The 16,059-nt window shown below is 65.3% G+C and carries 17 protein-coding genes; 10 read left to right on the top strand and 7 right to left on the bottom strand.

Going from position 1 to position 16,059, the window contains the following annotated elements; genetic code table 11:
• Positions 1-150 precede the first annotated feature (150 nt).
• Positions 151-1,098, bottom strand: a complete 948-nt coding sequence (locus BLS50_RS23375; RefSeq protein WP_074804387.1) for a LysR family transcriptional regulator — start codon at positions 1,096-1,098, stop codon at positions 151-153.
• A 225-nt stretch (positions 1,099-1,323) separates the two neighbouring features.
• Between BLS50_RS23375 and BLS50_RS23370 the strand changes: the two genes are divergently transcribed.
• Complete coding sequence (locus BLS50_RS23370; RefSeq protein WP_074804385.1) at positions 1,324-2,352, top strand: DUF1338 domain-containing protein; 1,029 nt, start codon at positions 1,324-1,326, stop codon at positions 2,350-2,352.
• A gap of 238 nt (positions 2,353-2,590) precedes the next feature.
• On the opposite strand, the gene BLS50_RS23365 is transcribed toward BLS50_RS23370, so the two are convergent.
• The 3 genes from BLS50_RS23365 to BLS50_RS36040 all read right to left on the bottom strand — a co-directional run bounded on the left by BLS50_RS23365 (position 2,591) and on the right by BLS50_RS36040 (position 3,433).
• On the bottom strand, positions 2,591-2,788 hold the full coding sequence (locus BLS50_RS23365) for a CsbD family protein (protein ID WP_006479804.1): 198 nt from the start codon (positions 2,786-2,788) through the stop codon (positions 2,591-2,593).
• Positions 2,789-2,841: 53 nt separating this feature from the next.
• A complete protein-coding gene (locus tag BLS50_RS23360; protein WP_074804383.1) occupies positions 2,842-3,192 on the bottom strand; it encodes a BON domain-containing protein in 351 nt (116 codons plus the stop codon).
• 76 nt (positions 3,193-3,268) lie between these two features.
• On the bottom strand, positions 3,269-3,433 hold the full coding sequence (locus BLS50_RS36040; protein ID WP_012338780.1) for a hypothetical protein: 165 nt from the start codon (positions 3,431-3,433) through the stop codon (positions 3,269-3,271).
• Between the two features lie 397 nt (positions 3,434-3,830).
• Between BLS50_RS36040 and BLS50_RS23355 the strand changes: the two genes are divergently transcribed.
• From BLS50_RS23355 to BLS50_RS23340, 4 genes are all read left to right on the top strand, one after another.
• Positions 3,831-5,363, top strand: a complete 1,533-nt coding sequence (locus BLS50_RS23355) for a helix-turn-helix transcriptional regulator (RefSeq protein WP_011694516.1) — start codon at positions 3,831-3,833, stop codon at positions 5,361-5,363.
• 142 nt (positions 5,364-5,505) lie between these two features.
• Entirely contained in the window at positions 5,506-5,697 is a 192-nt protein-coding gene (locus tag BLS50_RS23350; RefSeq protein ID WP_012338779.1) for a CsbD family protein, read from the top strand.
• 423 nt (positions 5,698-6,120) lie between these two features.
• Positions 6,121-7,272 (top strand): branched-chain amino acid ABC transporter substrate-binding protein, encoded by a 1,152-nt coding sequence (locus BLS50_RS23345; RefSeq protein WP_074804381.1) that lies wholly within the window; start codon positions 6,121-6,123, stop codon positions 7,270-7,272.
• Between the two features lie 151 nt (positions 7,273-7,423).
• Positions 7,424-8,596, top strand: coding sequence for an NAD(P)/FAD-dependent oxidoreductase (locus BLS50_RS23340; RefSeq protein WP_027809733.1), 1,173 nt, complete (start codon positions 7,424-7,426; stop codon positions 8,594-8,596).
• 98 nt (positions 8,597-8,694) lie between these two features.
• On the opposite strand, the gene BLS50_RS23335 is transcribed toward BLS50_RS23340, so the two are convergent.
• Positions 8,695-9,876 carry a serine hydrolase domain-containing protein gene (locus tag BLS50_RS23335; RefSeq protein ID WP_074806639.1) on the bottom strand — a complete coding sequence of 394 codons (1,182 nt, stop codon included), beginning with the start codon at positions 9,874-9,876 and terminating at the stop codon, positions 8,695-8,697.
• Positions 9,877-10,152: 276 nt separating this feature from the next.
• Between BLS50_RS23335 and BLS50_RS23330 the strand changes: the two genes are divergently transcribed.
• The 4 genes from BLS50_RS23330 (at position 10,153) to BLS50_RS23315 (ending at position 13,088) form a co-directional block, all read left to right on the top strand.
• A complete protein-coding gene (locus BLS50_RS23330; protein WP_053526801.1) occupies positions 10,153-11,280 on the top strand; it encodes an aminotransferase class V-fold PLP-dependent enzyme in 1,128 nt (375 codons plus the stop codon).
• Positions 11,281-11,376: 96 nt separating this feature from the next.
• Positions 11,377-11,946, top strand: a complete 570-nt coding sequence (locus tag BLS50_RS23325) for a YdeI/OmpD-associated family protein (protein ID WP_074804380.1) — start codon at positions 11,377-11,379, stop codon at positions 11,944-11,946.
• 96 nt (positions 11,947-12,042) lie between these two features.
• Positions 12,043-12,477 (top strand): lysozyme inhibitor LprI family protein, encoded by a 435-nt coding sequence (locus tag BLS50_RS23320; RefSeq protein ID WP_234621348.1) that lies wholly within the window; start codon positions 12,043-12,045, stop codon positions 12,475-12,477.
• A gap of 131 nt (positions 12,478-12,608) precedes the next feature.
• Positions 12,609-13,088 (top strand): GNAT family N-acetyltransferase, encoded by a 480-nt coding sequence (locus BLS50_RS23315; RefSeq protein ID WP_256334120.1) that lies wholly within the window; start codon positions 12,609-12,611, stop codon positions 13,086-13,088.
• 102 nt (positions 13,089-13,190) lie between these two features.
• Here the strand turns inward: BLS50_RS23315 and BLS50_RS23310 are convergent, their stop codons facing one another.
• A complete protein-coding gene (locus BLS50_RS23310) occupies positions 13,191-13,766 on the bottom strand; it encodes a TetR/AcrR family transcriptional regulator (RefSeq protein WP_074804374.1) in 576 nt (191 codons plus the stop codon).
• Positions 13,767-13,912: 146 nt separating this feature from the next.
• Between BLS50_RS23310 and BLS50_RS23305 the strand changes: the two genes are divergently transcribed.
• Positions 13,913-14,605, top strand: coding sequence for a glutathione S-transferase (locus BLS50_RS23305; protein WP_074804373.1), 693 nt, complete (start codon positions 13,913-13,915; stop codon positions 14,603-14,605).
• A 211-nt stretch (positions 14,606-14,816) separates the two neighbouring features.
• On the opposite strand, the gene BLS50_RS23300 is transcribed toward BLS50_RS23305, so the two are convergent.
• Positions 14,817-16,037, bottom strand: a complete 1,221-nt coding sequence (locus BLS50_RS23300) for a cation:proton antiporter (protein ID WP_027808197.1) — start codon at positions 16,035-16,037, stop codon at positions 14,817-14,819.
• Positions 16,038-16,059: the final 22 nt, after the last annotated feature.

The raw sequence follows: 16,059 nt of genomic DNA, 5'->3' as shown, positions 1-16,059 counted from the left end.
GCACTCGAGCGCCCATGATCCGGCTCGCGCTTGACGTGTCGAGCATGAGCGGTCGCGCCCGCGCGCTGCTGGTGAAGATCGTTTCGGCCGGCGTGCCGGCGCGGCACGCATGCGGCGCCACCGCGTCATGACACCGGTGCGACCGCGCCGTTACTCGACGTCTTCGTCATCCTCTTCATCGGCGTCTTGCGTGTCGCGTTCCGGCGCCGCATACGCGCTCGCCTGTTCGAGCAGCCAGCCGCGGAACGATTCCAGCGGCTTGCTGTGGCTGAACTCGGTCGGATACACGAGGTAGTACGCCGAATCGCCGACGGTTGCCGCGTCGCACGGCACGACGAGGCCGAGCTGCTGCAACTGTTCCTCGACGAAGAACTTCGGCACGAGCGCGACGCCGAGCCCGGCCGCGGCCGCGCTGATCAGCATCGTATGCAGTTCGTAGCGCACGCCCTGCATCGTGCGGATGTCCTCGACGCCATGCGTCTCGAACCACTGCGCCCACGCGCCGGGGCGCGTCGTCGAATGCAGCAGCGGATACGCGAGCAGATCCTCGACGCGCTCGACCGGCCCGTTCAGCAACGCGGGCGAGCAGATCGGCACGACTTCCTCGCCGAACAGGTAGTCGGACGACGTGCCGGGCCAGGTCGGCTTGCCGTAGTGGATCGCAGCCTCGAAATGCGTGTCCTCGAACGAGAACAGGTCGGTGCGGCTGCCCATGTTCACGCGCACGTCGGGCGTGCGGTCGTAGAAGCTCTTGATGCGCGGGATCAGCCAGTGTGACGCGAAGGTCGGCAGCACCGCGAGTTCCAGGTAGCCGCCGCCGCTGCCGTGCGCGATGATCGACAGCGTGTCGCGGTCGAGCGTTTCGAGCGCGCGCCGCACCTGCGTGCCGTACAGCTTGCCGGCGCGCGTCAGCACGACGCGCTGCTTCACGCGTGCGAACAGCCGCACGCCGAGGCTCGCCTCCAGCGTCGCGATCTGCCGCGACACGGCGCTTTCGGTCAGGAACAACTCCTTGGCCGCGTGCGTGAAGCTCTCGTGGCGGGCGGCGGCCTCGAAAGCCACGAGCGCGCCCATGTTGGGGATCTTGAATTTGCGCATGATGCTCGATTGATCTGATGAACGGACCCGCCCGCCGCCGGGGGCGAAACGCCGGCGATGAGCGGCTGATAATTCCAAAAACTCATCACATATCAATTTAATCTCGCTTTACGCCCCGCTGCAACCCTTTGAATAATGCTTGCCATGCAAGGCTTGGCGCCCGTGGGCGGCCGGCCGACGAGTGGCCGGCACGTTTGCCGGCGAGTCCCCGAGACGAGAATCCTGATGCGCAATCCGAATATCGACAGCTTGCTGACCAAGCTGCTGGGACAGGCGAAGACCGACGCCCTGTTCTCGACCCTCAACATGCCGGCCATCCTCGAAGAATGGGAAGACGGCGTCGTGACGCGCGCGGAAATCGCGCAAGCGATGAACATGGCGCTGTTCGAAGGGCTGCTCGAGCGTTCGGCGAACGGCCGCGCGTACACGGCCGAGGCGATCGAAAACGGCGGCTCGGTCTATTTCGACCACGGCGCGCTGCGCACGGTGCGCTGGCCGCACACGGGCGCACTGCCGCCGGGCGAGGCGGCGTTCACGCGCATCCTGCGTCCGCTCGGCTTCCGCCTGAACGGCCGCTACCCGCTCGACAAGCTCGGCATGACCGGCCGCGCGTATGCGCATGAAGACGCGCCGGACGAAATCGCGCAGTTCTTCGTGAGCGAACTGCATCCGGAGCGCTTCTCGAAGGAATTCCAGCAGGCCGTGACGAACGTGGTCGGCTCGTCGCGCGACCCGCTGTCGCCGGCCGCCGTCGCGCGGCTGTGGGAAGTCGAGCGCGAAGGCTGGCTGTCGCTCGAAGACGCCCATGCGCTGCTGCCGGAAATCGTCGGCGCGTTCGCGCGCCAGCACGACGTGCCGAACGAGCTCGACTACGAGACGCTGCTGATGGAATCGGCGGAAATGGCGTGGATCGCGACCGAGGGCAACGCGTTCAATCACGCGACCGACCGCGTGGCCGACGTGTTCAAGCTGTCCGACGACGAGAAGGCGAAGGGGCGGCCGATGAAGCCCGAAGTCGAACGCTCGCGCTCGGGCCGCGTGTTCCAGACGGCCTATCGCGCGGATACCGTCGAGCGCGAGTTCCGCACCCGCGACGGCGGCACGGTGAAGCGCAACGTGCCGGGTTCGTTCTACGAGTTCATCACGCGCAAGCGCACGTTCGACCAGGCGGCGCGCCGGTGGGTGACCGACCTGCGCTTCGATGCGGGCAACGCGCAGGGCATCTTCAAGATGACGGCGAACGGGGCGAAGTAAGCGCGACGCGTCACGTACGCCACGCAAAAGAGAAGGGCCGGCGGCTGGTTTCAGCCGTCGGCCCGTTTTCATTGACGACGCGTCGCGTGCGTCAGAAGAGGTGCGTGACCAGATAAAACAGCACCAGCAGCCCGATCGGTACGCCGAGCAGCCATGCGATCAGATATTTGCCCATGTCGTGGTCCTCCTCGTGGCCGCGACGCGGCGTGCGTCGCGGCGGGGTGAGACGACTGGCGCGTTACAGCTCGCGGTCGAACTCCTTCAACTGCTTCTCGGCTTCGTCGCGGGCGATCCCGTAACGCTCCTGGATCTTGCCGGCCAGATAATCGCGATTGCCTTCCGCGACCTGGAGGTCGTCGTCGGTCAGCTTGCCCCACTTGGCCTTCAGCTTGCCGGTGAGCTGCTTCCACTGGCCCTTGATCTTGTCTTCGTTCATGGTGTGCTCCTTTCGTAAGGGGAGAAAAGTGCGGCGCTCGGCCGCGGGGTAGCTCAGGCCTTCGCCTTCAGGCCGGATGCGTCGACGTGCTTCACGCCCTTGATCGCGCGGGTCACGGCGATGGCCTTCTTCACGGCGGTCTTCGTCGGCAGCACGCCCGTCAGCGTCACGACGCCGTCCACCGTCTTCACGCTGATGTCGGTGCTCTTCACGCCGTCGGTCGTTGCGAGCTCACCTTTCACCTTGGTCGTGATCCACGTGTCGGTGACAGGCTGATTCGATTCGCTCGCCATGCCGCTGTCGGTCGACGAGGCCTGGGCGTGCGCGTTCGTGAGCGGCGCGGCGGAAAGCAGGAAGGCCGCGCTGACGGCGAGCAGGGTCGAAAGGTGCGAGGTCTTGTTCATTGATGTTCTCCTTCGATTGGCGGGTTGAATCAATCAGTCGGTGAGCACGGCGCGTTCCCGTGCGGTGCCGGCGCGTTCAGCGCGCGATCGGCGTGTCGTAGCCGGGCTCGCGCGGCGGCATGTCCGGGCGCGGCACGTCGGGCGGCAGCGGTACCGGCGGGTCGGTGCCGGGCGCCGGTTCGGGCGGATGGTCCGGGGCCGGTTCGGGCCGCGTCGGATCGGGTGTCTGATGCAATTTCATCCGGGTGTCCTCCCTCTGCGGTATGAAAGGGCAGCGCATGAGCGCCGATGCAGTACCAGCGTACCGACGCGAACGCGAGCGGACATCGCGCAAATTCACCGGATCGGTTAGTGCGTTTGCACTGGGGGACGGAACAGACGGTGGGCGGGGACATGCACCACGACCCGGGCAACGCGGCGCGACAGGCGCGCTGGCCGCACCGCACCATTCGGCGGGGCACCGCACGATCACGGGCGGCGTGCGAATGTACTATTCGAGATAGTGCATTCGCGCGTGTCGCGCCGTTGCGCGGCACGCGATCATCGCCGCACGTGCCGGCCGGGGCATGCCGCTGCAACGGGCGCTCGGCCGGCGCTCATGTTGATCGCTCATGTTGACGAGAAGGGACAACGATTCGATGAACGAACCAGTAGACGAACAGGCGCTCAAGTCGCATACCGACCGGCGCCAGCTGCACCAGATCATCGCGGGGCTGACCGAGGGCGTGATCCTGATCGAGCCGGACCAGCGGATCGTCTGGGCGAACGAGGCCGCGCTCGCGATGCATGGCGTGACCGAGCTGAAGGCGCTCGGCGCGGACGTCACCGAATACCGCGAGCGATTCCGGCTGCGCTACCGGAACAATCATCCGGTGCGCGACGGTCACTATCCGATGGATCGTGTGATCGCCGGCGAGGAATTCAGCGACGTGACGGTCGAAGTCGAATCGGCCGCCGACGAGTCGGTGAGCTGGGTGCACCGCATCCGCAGCCTAGTGCTGACGAACGCGGCCGGCGCGCCCGACTGCCTCGCGCTCGTGCTGCACGACGCGACCGAATGGGCGAGCGCCGAAGAACGCTTCGAGCGCACCTTCAACGCGAATCCGGCGCCGGCCGTGATCTGCCGGCTCGACGACTTGCGCTACGTGAAGGTCAACCAGGGCTTTCTCGACATGACGGGCCACGCGCGCGACGACGTGCTCGGCCGCTCGGTGTACGAGATCGACGTGCTCGAACAGGCCGAGCGACGCGAGCTGGCGATCGAGCGGCTCGGCGAAGGCGCGACGATCCCGCAGATGGAGGCTGTGCTCAAGCTTGCCGACGGCAGCACCAAGGCGGTGGTGGTCGCCGGGCAGCCGATCGACATGAACGGCGAGGCGTGCATGCTGTTCACGTTCATGGATCTCGAGCCGCGCAAGCAGGCCGAGCGCGCGCTGATGCAAAGCGAGGAACGCTTCGCGACGGCCTTCCGGATGGCGCCGGTCGCGATGGCGATCGTCACGGCCGATCGATTCGAACTGCTCGACGTGAACGACGGGTTTGCCGCGATGACGGGCCATGCGCAGGCCGATCTCCTTGGTAAATCCGCGGACGAGATCGGGCTGTGGGCCGAACGCGGCGCGTGGTCGCGTATCGAAGGCCGGCTCGCGGGCGACGGTCACGTGCGCAACGTGGACGTGCAGATTCGCACGCGCGACGGCGACGTGCGCGATTGCGTCGTGTCGGCCGACCCCGTCGCGATTCACGGGCGCGATTGCCTGCTGGTCGCGCTGCTCGACATCAGCGACCGCAAGCGTACCGAGATGGAGCTCGTCTATGCGATCGAGACGGCGATGCAGGACGCGTCGTGGTTCAGCCGCACGCTGATCGAGAAGCTCGCGAACGTGCGGCGCGCGAATGCGCCGGATGCGGGTGCGCAGTTGTCCGACCTGACCGCGCGCGAGCGCGACGTGTTCGACCTGCTGTGCCACGGTCTGGCCGACAAGGAAATCGCCGGCCGCCTCGGGCTGGCGCCGAACACCGTACGCAATCACGTCGCGACGATCTACGCGAAGCTCGACGTGCACAGTCGCGGCGAGGCGATCGTGTGGGCGCGCGAGCGCGGGATCGTCGGCGCGGCCGAAGCGAACGGCGCGCGCGGCGACAAGGGCGGCGCGAAGGGCAAGGACTGAGCGCGGCGGTACGAATGCACCATGCGGATTGGTGCATCCGCATCTACCTCGCGCGGCGCCCGCTTGCGATCCTGTCCACTCGGCGGTGCGACGGAGGGCGCCGCATCGCCGGCTCTCCCTCAAACCATCGCAGGAGATGACCATGGACAAGAATCGCATCGAAGGCAAGCTCAAACAGGTCAAGGGTTCGGTCAAGGAAGCACTCGGCAAGGTGACGGGCGACCGCGAGACCGAAGCGGAAGGCGTGGCCGAACAGCAGGCCGGCAAGCTTCAGGAGAAGGCCGGCGAGGCGGCCGATGCGGTGCGTAACCAGACGGGCACCGATCGGCACTGACCGATGACGCGGCGCCCGCAAGGGGCGTCGCGAAGGCCGGCCGGGCCGGCATCGCAACGATGATGCGTTGCCGGCATGACCACGCCCGGCCTTGACCCGGCGGCGCGGCCGCTGTCTCCTGCCGCAGACTTCCATTCCGGCTCACCGTCGTACGGGCCGTGGGTCGGCCATGACCACGGGACTTGATGACCAAATCTCACAACATAGTTCCGATATTTCGTTTGCTGCACGGGTATTGGCTACCCACAATCCATTCACCTCTTTCGCGGTGAAAGGTTCTTCGGAGACGGAACCGCGGTGATCGGCCGGCCGGTCGGACGCATGAAATGCGCCCCCGGCAGTGCAGGCAGTCATCGGCGCGCAGGAGGTTGCCGACGCGCGTCGATCGCGCGTTGCATCCCGACCCCCAGAAGAAGGACAGCCATGACGTTCCGCATTCGTTCGCTTTCCGGCGTCGCCCTGACCGCCGCGCTTCTCGCGTTCCAGACGGGCGTGGCCCATGCGCAGGAGACGATCGTCAAGGTCGGCGTGGCCGGCCCGCTGACGGGCGGCGGCGCCGCTTACGGGAAAGACATCGAGAACGGCGTGCGCATGGCGGTCGACGAAGCGAATGCCGCGCGCACGATGGTCGGCGGCAAGCCGGTGAAATTCGTCATCGCGTCGCAGGACGACCAGAGCGATCCGCGCACCGGCGTGCAGGCCGCGCAGCAGCTCGCCGACGCGCAGGTGGCCGTCGTGATCGGCCACTTCAATTCGGGCACGACGCTGCCCGCGTCGAAGATCTACGCGAAGGCCGGCATTCCGATGATCACGCCGTCGGCGACCAATCCCGACATCACGCGCGCCGGGCTCGGCACCGTGTACCGCGTGATCGCGACCGATACGCAAAACGCGGGCAACGCCGGTGCGTACGCCGCGAGCGTGACGAAGGCGAAGCGCATCGCGATCATCGACGATCGCACCGCGTTCGGCCAGGGCGAAGCCGACGAATTCGAGAAGGCCGTGAAGGCGAACGGCGGCACGATCGTCACGCGCGAATTCACGAACGACAAGGCCGTCGACTTCAGCGCGCAGCTCACGAAGATCAAGAGCACCAACGCCGATCTCGTGTTCTTCGGCGGCCTCGACGCACAGGCCGCGATGCTCGTGAAGCGCATGCGCCAGCTCGGCATCCGCGCGCAGTTCCTCGCGGGCGGCGGCGTGATGAACGCGAACTTCATCAAGCTGGCCGGCAATGCGGCCGAAGGCGCATCGGTGTGGGAATACGGGCAGCCGCTGTCGCGTCTCGCGAAGGGCAAGCTGTTCGAAACGAAATTCAAGCAGAAGTACGGCGTCGACATGCTCGCGTATGCGCCGTTCGCGTACGACGCGACGTGGATCGCGATCAACGCGATGCAGAAGGCGAACTCGACGAAGCCGGCCGATTTCAACGGCGCGCTGAAGGGCACGCGCTACGACGGCATCACGGGCACCATCGCGTTCACGAACACGGGCGACCTGAAGAACCCGAGCTCGACGCTGTATGAAGTGAAGAACGCCGCGTGGCAGCCCGTCACGACCCAGTCGGCGGACTGAACGCAACCCGCGCGCGGGCTTTCGCGGCGATGCCGGACGTGCTGAAATAGCAGAAGCGATCGTTCACGAAGCCTGCCCGCGGCACGCCGCGGGAGTCGCGGCGCGAATCACCCACAGGCCCTGAGCCTTTTACGTGCAACCGGAGTCAGTCGTGAGTTCTCAAGTCGTCATCGTCGGCGGTGGTGTGATCGGCAGCTCGATCGCTTATTTCCTGCGCGCCACCGATCCCACGGTCGCCGTGACCGTCATCGAGCGCGACCCCACCTATGCCAGATCGTCGTCGGCGCTGTCGGCCGCGTCGATTCGCCAGCAGTTCTCCACGCCGCTGTCGATCGAGATGTCGCTGTTCGGCATCGACTTCCTGCGCACGATCGGCGAGCGGCTCGAAGTGGACGGCAACCGGCCGTCGATCGATCTGCACGAAGGCGGTTACCTGTTCCTCGCGACGCCGGCCGGCGACGCGACGCTGCGCGAGAACCATGCGCTGCAGACGCGCCTCGGCGCCGATATCCGGCTGATGGACGGCGACGCGCTGCGCGCGAAGTTTCCGTGGCTGAACGTCGACGATCTCGTGTCGGGCGCGTACGGCGTGAGCGGCGAAGGCTGGTTCGACGGCTACGGGCTCGTGCAGGCGCTGCGCAAGAAGGCACAGGCGCTCGGCGCGCGCTACGTGCCGGCCGACGTGAAGGACGTGGTGCGCGACGGCCGCAGGATCACGCATGTCGTGACGGGCGACGGCGAGCGCTATGCGTGCGACACGCTCGTCAACGCGGCCGGTGCGTGGACGCGCACGCTGTCGTCGATGATGGGCATCGACATTCCCGTGTATGCGCGGCGCCGGAGCATCTTCAACGTGTCGTCGCCGGCGAAGCTCGCCGATTGCCCGCTGCTGATCGATCCGACCGGTGTGTATTTCCGGCCGGAAGGGCGCACGTATATCTGCGGCACGTCGCCGAGCCCGGATCGCGACCCGGACGACCTGCCGCTCGACGAAGTCGACCACGACCTGTTCGACGACGTGATCTGGCCGACGCTCGCGCACCGCGTGCCCGAATTCGAGGCGCTGCGCGTCGAGAATTGCTGGTCCGGTTACTACGAGTACAACGTGTTCGATCACAACGCGATCATCGGCTACCACCCCGAACTCGACAACGTCGTGTTCGCGAACGGCTACAGCGGCCACGGGCTGCAGCAAGGGCCGGCGACGGGGCGGGGCGTCAGCGAACTCATTCTGGGCGGGCGTTACGACACGCTCGACCTGTCGTCGCTCGGCTGGGCGCGCGTGCTCGAAAACCGGCCGATCGTCGAAAAGAACGTCGTGTAGCGCGGCGTGACCGCCCGGTATGGGGTGGGCGGGATTCTCCTAGTGTCTCAAACCCGTTGGCCCGACTGTGTCGGGCCTTTTTTCGTTGCGCGGGCGGGTTATCGCGCGCCGTAGACGGCATCGCGCAGATCGAGCGTGTACTGCCCGTTCATCCCTTCGTAGAGCGTGTTCGTCAGCGACACGACGGTGAGCCCGCGTGCGCGGTCGACGAACCACGAATGACCGTAGACGCCGCCCCAGCGCCACGTGCCGACGGATTCCGGCGATGCGGCCGCCTGCGGGTCGCGCAGCACCGAGAAGCCGATCCCGAAGCCCGCGCCGGGCAGGTCCGGCAATTCCCAATCGCCGGTCTGTACGCGGCCCATCTCGTCGACCAGCTCGGTCGGCAGGATCGTGCCGCCGCCCGCGCGCAGCGTGTCCAGCACCGTCAGCACGTCGCCCGCGGTGCCGACCATCCCCGCGCCGCCCGACGGGAACGCGTGTGCATTCAGCGCGCGCGACGGCGAGTACGTGACGCCGACAAAACCTTCGTCGATGGGCACCGTCTCGTTCTCGGCGAGCCGGTGCGGCTGCGGCGTGTCGTTCACGTACGGCGTGGCGAGCCGCGCCGGATCGCGTGCGACGAAGCCCGTGTCGCGCGCACCGAGCGGGCGCAGCACGAGCGCATCGATCGCATCGGCGAGCGGCACCCCGCAGACCGCCTCGATCAGCGCACCGATGACGTCGATCGACAGCGAATAATTCCAGCTCGTGCCGGGCGCGAACAGCAGCGGCACGCTCGCGATCCGGCGCAGGTTTTCGGCGAGCGTGATCGATGCGCCATCCAGCCCGTCGGAGACACCCGCACGCGCATAGGGGCCGTTCGCGTCGGTTTCGTTGAAGCGATAGTCGAGGCCGGCGGTATGCACGAGCAACTGGCGCACCGTGATCGTCGGCACGCGGCCGTCAGGCAGCGCCGGACGGAATTCGGGCAGCCAGCGCGCGATGTCTTCGTCGAGCGACAGCTTGCGTTGCGCGACGAGTGCCATCGCGGCCGCCGACACGATCGGCTTCGTCACCGATGCGAGCCGGAACAGCGTGTCCTCGCGCATCGGCGTATGTGATTCGCGATCCGCGAACCCGGCCGCGCGGCGATAGACGAGCTCGCCGTCGCGGGCGACGAGGACGACCGCGCCGACCAGGCGCCGCGTGTCGAGCTGGCGGGGCAGGACTGCGTCGATGCGCGCGGCGAGCGCCGGATCGGTGGACGACTGCAGTGACGATGCGGGGGAGGAGGTCATCGAAGTTTCCGTCGTGAAGGGCTTGGTCGACATGTTATGAGGCGGTTGCCGCACGCGTCGTTAACCCTTACTCCGAACAGGGCGATGGGCGCGGCACGGGCCGGCATGGGCGAACACCGACCCCGGCGGCCGATAAAATAGGCGCCAATCGTCCGTTGGCGTTCGTTAGAATCTGCTTTCGTCGAGGAAATGACGCATTTGCATGGTGCAGAGCAGTATCGAATCGAAGACGCTGCTTGTCCTGATTCCATCGTTCATCTTTCACCGGAGGCGAGCATGCCAGGTTTACTTCCCGATGTTGACCGCGAGGGGCTCCTCGAATATTCGGTGGTGTACACCGATCGCTCGGTCAACCATATGTCGCAGCGCTTCCAGGGCGTCATGCGCGACATCTCCGCCACGCTGAAAAAAGTCTACAACGCGAAGTCGGTCGCGATCGTTCCGGGCAGCGGGACGTTCGGCATGGAAGCCGTGGCGCGACAGTTCGCGACGAACAAGAAGTGCCTCGTGATCCGCAACGGCTGGTTCAGCTTCCGCTGGTCGCAGATCTTCGACATGGGCAGCATTCCGTCCGAGACGACGGTGCTGAAGGCGCGCCCGGTGGAAGCGGGCAGGCAAGCGGCCTATGCGCCGGCGCCGATCGATGAAGTGGTCGCCGCGATCAAGGAAAACAAACCCGATCTCGTGTTCGCGCCGCACGTCGAGACCGCGTCCGGGATCATGCTGCCCGATGCGTACCTGCGCGCGGTGGCCGATGCCGTGCATGCGGTCGGCGGCATGTTCGTGCTGGATTGCATCGCGTCCGGCACCGTGTGGGTCGACATGCAGGCGAGCGGCGTCGATATCCTGATCAGCGCGCCGCAAAAGGGCTGGAGCGCGTCGCCGTGTTGTGCGATGGTCATGTTGAGCCCGCTCGCACGCGAGCGTATCGATGCGACGACCAGCACCAGCTTCGCGTGCGATCTGCGCAAGTGGCTGCAGATCATGGAAGCGTACGAGGGCGGCGGGTTCGCGTATCACGCGACGATGCCCACGGACAGCCTCACGACGCTGCGCGACGTGATGAAGGAAACCGACGCATACGGCTTCGACAAGGTGAAGGCGGAACAGCTCGAACTCGGCGAGCGCATTCGTGCGCTGCTGACGGAGAAGGGGTTCAGGAGCGTGGCCGCGAAAGGGTTCGAGGCGCCGGGTGTCGTGGTGAGCTACACGGACGATGACGGGATTCGCACCGGGAAGAAATTCGCCGATGTCGGTTTGCAGATCGCGGCGGGTGTGCCGTTGCAATGTGACGAGCCGGAGGATTTCAAGACGTTCCGGCTCGGGTTGTTCGGTCTCGACAAGCTGCATGATGTCGATGGCGCGGTGAAGCGGTTTGCCGATGCGTTGAACCGGATTGTTTGACGCGGTTTTGCGGGGTGGAGTGTTTTGGTGGCCGCCGCTCATTCGTTGAGCGGCGGCTTTTTAATCGTTGAAAACGCAACCATTCTGGATCGTGACATGACCGAAGGCGCTCTGACGTTTGCCAGTCAGGCTGAATGGGAAAGCTGGTTGGAGCAAAACGGCGGCACGTCGACTGGAGCATGGCTGCGGCTCGCGAAAAAAGGCGCGAGGCAGCGAACCGTCAGCTATGAAGAGGCGGTGGAAAGTGCCCTCTGCCACGGCTGGATCGATGGCCAGAAGAAGGCCGAGAGCGAGCAATACTGGTTACAACGCTTTACCCCGCGCTCAGCGAAGAGCATCTGGTCCAAAATCAACAAGGACAAGGCCGAAGCGCTGATCGTCGCCGGCAGAATGCGCCCGGCCGGCCTGCGTGAAATCGAGAAGGCCAAACAAGACGGCCGTTGGGAGGCTGCCTATACGTCGGCCAGCAATTCGATCGTGCCGGACGACTTGCAGGCGGCGCTGGACGCCAATCCGAAGGCCGCGAAATTTTTTGCGACGCTGAACAGCCGTAATCGCTATGCGATCCTGTTCCGGATACAGAACGCCAGGAAGCCGGAAACACGGGCACGCAAAATCGCGGAGTTCATCGACATGCTGAAGCGGGGCGAGACGTTTCATCCGTAGATGAGTGGGGTGTCTGACGGAGTTTTTGTCGAACCCGATCGACGCGGGAATTGTTCCGGTCGCCGTATGAATGGGAAAACAGGAATGGGAGCAAGCATGCATATCCGCGCATCGGCGTTCAGCCCGCGTCGCGCGGCGCTCGGCGTCGTCATGGCGCTGACGTTGTCGTGGTTCACCGCTGCGCAAGCGCAGAGCTGCGCACCGGATAGCGTGGCTCCCGAGTGCTTGCTGCAGCGTAGTCAAGATGAGTTGCAGCGAGTCGATGGCGAATTGAACCGCACTTACCAAAAGGTTCTGAAGTCGCTGTCTCGGCCACGTGACGAGTACGTCGACTATCCGGCACTCAAGGTGAAATTTGTCGCGGCACAGCGGCAATGGCTCCGTTTCATCGACGACGAGTGTTCCGCTTGGTATCTGATAAACGAGGCAGGCGCGGATCGTAATCTTGATCTACTGACTTGCGAAATCGATAGAACACGGGATCGTACGCGTGAATTGAATGCGTGGCTCAAGCAAGTGAGTCATGATTAGCGCAGCGCTCGATAAAGAGCCATGAGTGCCGGGCGCGCGGCTAGAGTCAGCGCAGTCACGTGGTGCACCGGCATGGTAGCTCCGACATAACGGGGTAACGAGCGATGATCTCAAAGAACGTCCGCAGAGCGATGGCAGACGATGTCCCGGTGCTGACACAGATCCGGAACGACGCACATGCCAAAAAAGTCACGCACGGCGACTACGTGTGGGGCAGGGAAGGCGACGGCTTCTCGGAACGGTGGGTGCGAAACCATGTCGCCGAGAAAGCCGTGTACGTCGTCGAACAGGATGGCACGCTGGTCGGCACGTTCTCGCTCGACTTCGACGAGGACACGCACTGGGGGCCTCAAGCGCCGATTGCAGGCTACGTGCACGGCCTTTGTGTGCGGCAAGGTTTCAACGGGTTCGGGCTCGGCGGCTTCATGCTCGACTGGTGCGCGCATGAGGTGAGCCGCTTGAATCGGCGTCTGCTTCGACTCGACTGCGGCGCCGAAAACACGAAGCTCAGCGCTTACTACGAGTCGCTGGGCTTTGTCCGCGTCGGATTGAAAACGGACGGTATTGTCTGGTCCCTGTACGAAAAACCTGTCAGTTCGACCAGCCGGTGATCGTGGCGGTCCGTCTGCAAACGCTGCAAGTGGGCCGCACGATTGACCATCGCGCGTTCGCGAACGTTCGACGTCACTCGACGCCGCGTCACCGTTGCCCTGCTACGCCGGCAACAGCCCCGATTTACGATAGTTGTCGATCAGCGCGTCATAGAGCGAGAGATCGGCGCGACTCCGCGCGATGAGCTGCGCGCCGGCGATGGCCGCGAAGATGGCCCGTGCCCGCTGTTTGCTCTCCCGGGCGCCGACCACGGCCGCCGCGGACAGAGCCTTGCTCAGCCACGCGACATTCACGTCGGCGAAGGCCAGGACTTCTTTCATCACGACTTCCGGCAGATCGTCGGTTTCGGCGGCCATGAAGCTGCAAAGGCACAGGCGGTTGCCGGTCTCGAGCGCCTTGCGGAAGGTATCCGGATAGCGACGCAGGCAATCCAGCGGATCGCGCGAGTTGGCCAGCATGTCGTCCAGCGCCGCCGCCGAGTTCTCCCAATAACGCCTCGCTACCGCTGCGCCAAGATCGGCCTTGCTTTCGAAGTGGTGGTAGATGCTCGCGGCCTTGATCCCCACCTCGCTGGCGAGATCCCGATAGTTCAACCCGCCGTAGCCGTGCGTCTGCGCGAGCCTCGTGGCGGCTGCCAGAATTCTTTCTCTCGAGTTCGAGCTCGCGTCGTTCGTCACTGCTTCAGTCTCCGCGTACGGGAAAGGGATGTTGACACCCCGGATTGTACCTTATATGGTTAACCTAACAAACGTTAGGTAGATTCGTGGGTGGCGTGTCTTTCACGTCGTCCGACCCAGTGCAACCGACTACGGAGCGCCCCGCAATGACTTCCAGCAACGTCGATTTCGATGCAGCCCGACTGCCCCTGATGAAGATCCACGATTTCCCGACTGGGCCCTATCCGACCCGCGTGCGTATCGCGCTGGCCGAAAAAGGGCTGCAATCGCGCGTCGAGTTCGTGATGGTCGATCTTTACAAGGGCGAGCACAAAAAGCCCGAGTTCATTGCCGGCAAGAATTATTCGGGTACGTTGCCGGTGCTGGAGCTCGATGATGGCACCTGTATCGCCGAGTGCACGGCCATTACCGAATACCTCGACGCGCTCGACGGCGTGCCCACACTCACCGGCAGCACGCCACGCGAGAAGGGCATCATCCACATGATGAGCAAGCGCGCCGAGCTGGAGCTGCTCGATGCCATCAGCGTCTATTTCCATCACGGCACGCCGGGGTTGGGCCCCGACGTCGAGACGTATCAAAACCCGGAGTGGGGGTTCCGCCAACGCGACAAGGCGCTGAGGGGCATGCGCTATTTCGATGCCGTTCTGCAAAGCCAACCGTATGTCGCGGGCGAGGCGTTCTCGATGGCCGACATCACCGTCATCGGCGGTCTGATCTTTGCGATGCTCGTGAAGCTGCCGGTGCCTGATGAGTGCGAGGCGCTTCGAGCCTGGTACGCGAGAATGCGCCAGCGGGAGAGCGTCAGGAACCAGCCGGTGTTTGCCAACCTGACTTGATCTGACGCGGCCGCCGGTCGATAACGGGCAGGGGGTTCACACAGCACTTGGACGGTGCACATTGAACGGCGCCGGATGTGGCAGGCGATGCTTCGTTATATGAACTAATCGCTGTCAAACGGCATGAAATCGCTTGCCGTTGAGTCGGCCAGAGTGGTGGGGGCCGTAGGCGGCGCCGTGGTCTGCACTGAACCTCGGCCGCCGCCTCGCCCTACACCGATTCCGTCGCGCCGCCCGCCACCGGGCGCAGATGGTGCCGCAACAGCGGCGCGGTGATCGCGGTGGTGAACAGCGCGAAGATCACCAGCATCGTGTAGACGTTCTGCGGCAGGATGCGCAGTTGCAGCCCGATCGACAGGAAGACCAGTTCCATCAGGCCGCGCGCGTTCATCAGCGTGGCGATCACCGTCGCGTCGCCGCTCGTGTGCCCCGTCAGTCGCGCGCCGGCGAACACGCCCAGGTATTTCCCCGCGAAGCCGACCACGATGAAGGCCAGCAGCCAGAGCCATTGCGCATGGGCGGTGACGTCGAAGAACTGCAGGTTCAGGCCCGCGCAGGCGAAGAAGATCGGCATCAGGATGGTATGCAGGAAGCCGCCCAGCAGGCGGTCGAACTGCTCGCGCACGCTCGGTACGTCGCGCAGCAGCATGCCGATCAGCAGCGCGCCGAACGCGCTATGGAAACCGAGCTGTGAAGTGATCCACCCCGACACCAGCACCGAGGCGACCAGGATCGCCACCGTGTCGCGCGACCAGCCCTGCGCAAGCGAGCGCCCGACCACGCGCAGCAGCACACCTTTGGCCGCGATCACGAGCAGCGCCACGTACGCGACGAGCAGCACGACGTTGACGCCGAGGGTGCGCCATCCGGCGGCGTCGTGCGACAGGCAGACGAGCAGCGACAGCGCGCCCCAGCCGAGCAGATCGCCGACCATCGCCGCCGAGAGCGCCGACGCGGCGCCGGCATGCCGTGTGAGATTCAGGTCGGTCACGATGCGCGCCATCACCGGCACGGCCGATACCGACAGCGCCACGCCGCAGAACAACACGAACGGCCAGAACGGCTGCTGCGGCGCCAGGACGTCGTGGGCGAGCCAGCCCACCGTCAGCCCCCCGCCGAACGGCAGCAGCATGCCCGGCACGGCGATCAGCACCGGGCCGAGCAGCGCGCGTTGCGCCGGCAGGCGCACGTCGAGGCCGATCTCGAACATCAGCAACGCGAGGCCGATCTCGCCGATGCGACTGATCGCCGAGGTGTTGTCGGGCGTGAACAGCTCGTGATAGAGCGACGGCGTGACGACGCCGAGCGCGAGCGGGCCGAGCAGGATGCCGCCGGCGATCTCGCCGATCACCTTGCATTGCCCGAGCCGCTCCGCGATCGCGCCGCAGCCGTTACAGACCAGAACGACGAGCGCCACTTGTATCAGCCACATCACGTGTTCCTTGAGCAAGAAG

Origin of the sequence: Burkholderia orbicola (genome assembly GCF_900100915.1) — a bacterium.
GTDB lineage: Bacteria > Pseudomonadota > Gammaproteobacteria > Burkholderiales > Burkholderiaceae > Burkholderia > Burkholderia orbicola.
Note: the sequence above shows the minus strand (reverse complement) of the source record. Positions and strands in the feature narration are given on the sequence as shown.

Excerpts from the sequence above, each read along its gene's own strand:
- BLS50_RS23375 (WP_074804387.1), bottom strand. The coding sequence starts at position 1,098 with ATGCGCAAATTCAAGATCCCCAACATGGGCGCGCTCGTGGCTTTCGAG.
- BLS50_RS23370 (WP_074804385.1), top strand. The coding sequence starts at position 1,324 with ATGCGCAATCCGAATATCGACAGCTTGCTGACCAAGCTGCTGGGACAG.
- BLS50_RS23365 (WP_006479804.1), bottom strand. The coding sequence starts at position 2,788 with ATGAACGAAGACAAGATCAAGGGCCAGTGGAAGCAGCTCACCGGCAAG.
- BLS50_RS23360 (WP_074804383.1), bottom strand. The coding sequence starts at position 3,192 with ATGAACAAGACCTCGCACCTTTCGACCCTGCTCGCCGTCAGCGCGGCC.
- BLS50_RS36040 (WP_012338780.1), bottom strand. The coding sequence starts at position 3,433 with ATGAAATTGCATCAGACACCCGATCCGACGCGGCCCGAACCGGCCCCG.
- BLS50_RS23355 (WP_011694516.1), top strand. The coding sequence starts at position 3,831 with ATGAACGAACCAGTAGACGAACAGGCGCTCAAGTCGCATACCGACCGG.
- BLS50_RS23350 (WP_012338779.1), top strand. The coding sequence starts at position 5,506 with ATGGACAAGAATCGCATCGAAGGCAAGCTCAAACAGGTCAAGGGTTCG.
- BLS50_RS23345 (WP_074804381.1), top strand. The coding sequence starts at position 6,121 with ATGACGTTCCGCATTCGTTCGCTTTCCGGCGTCGCCCTGACCGCCGCG.
- BLS50_RS23335 (WP_074806639.1), bottom strand. The coding sequence starts at position 9,876 with ATGACCTCCTCCCCCGCATCGTCACTGCAGTCGTCCACCGATCCGGCG.
- BLS50_RS23330 (WP_053526801.1), top strand. The coding sequence starts at position 10,153 with ATGCCAGGTTTACTTCCCGATGTTGACCGCGAGGGGCTCCTCGAATAT.
- BLS50_RS23325 (WP_074804380.1), top strand. The coding sequence starts at position 11,377 with ATGACCGAAGGCGCTCTGACGTTTGCCAGTCAGGCTGAATGGGAAAGC.
- BLS50_RS23320 (WP_234621348.1), top strand. The coding sequence starts at position 12,043 with ATGCATATCCGCGCATCGGCGTTCAGCCCGCGTCGCGCGGCGCTCGGC.
- BLS50_RS23315 (WP_256334120.1), top strand. The coding sequence starts at position 12,609 with ATGGCAGACGATGTCCCGGTGCTGACACAGATCCGGAACGACGCACAT.
- BLS50_RS23305 (WP_074804373.1), top strand. The coding sequence starts at position 13,913 with ATGACTTCCAGCAACGTCGATTTCGATGCAGCCCGACTGCCCCTGATG.
- BLS50_RS23300 (WP_027808197.1), bottom strand. The coding sequence starts at position 16,037 with ATGTGGCTGATACAAGTGGCGCTCGTCGTTCTGGTCTGTAACGGCTGC.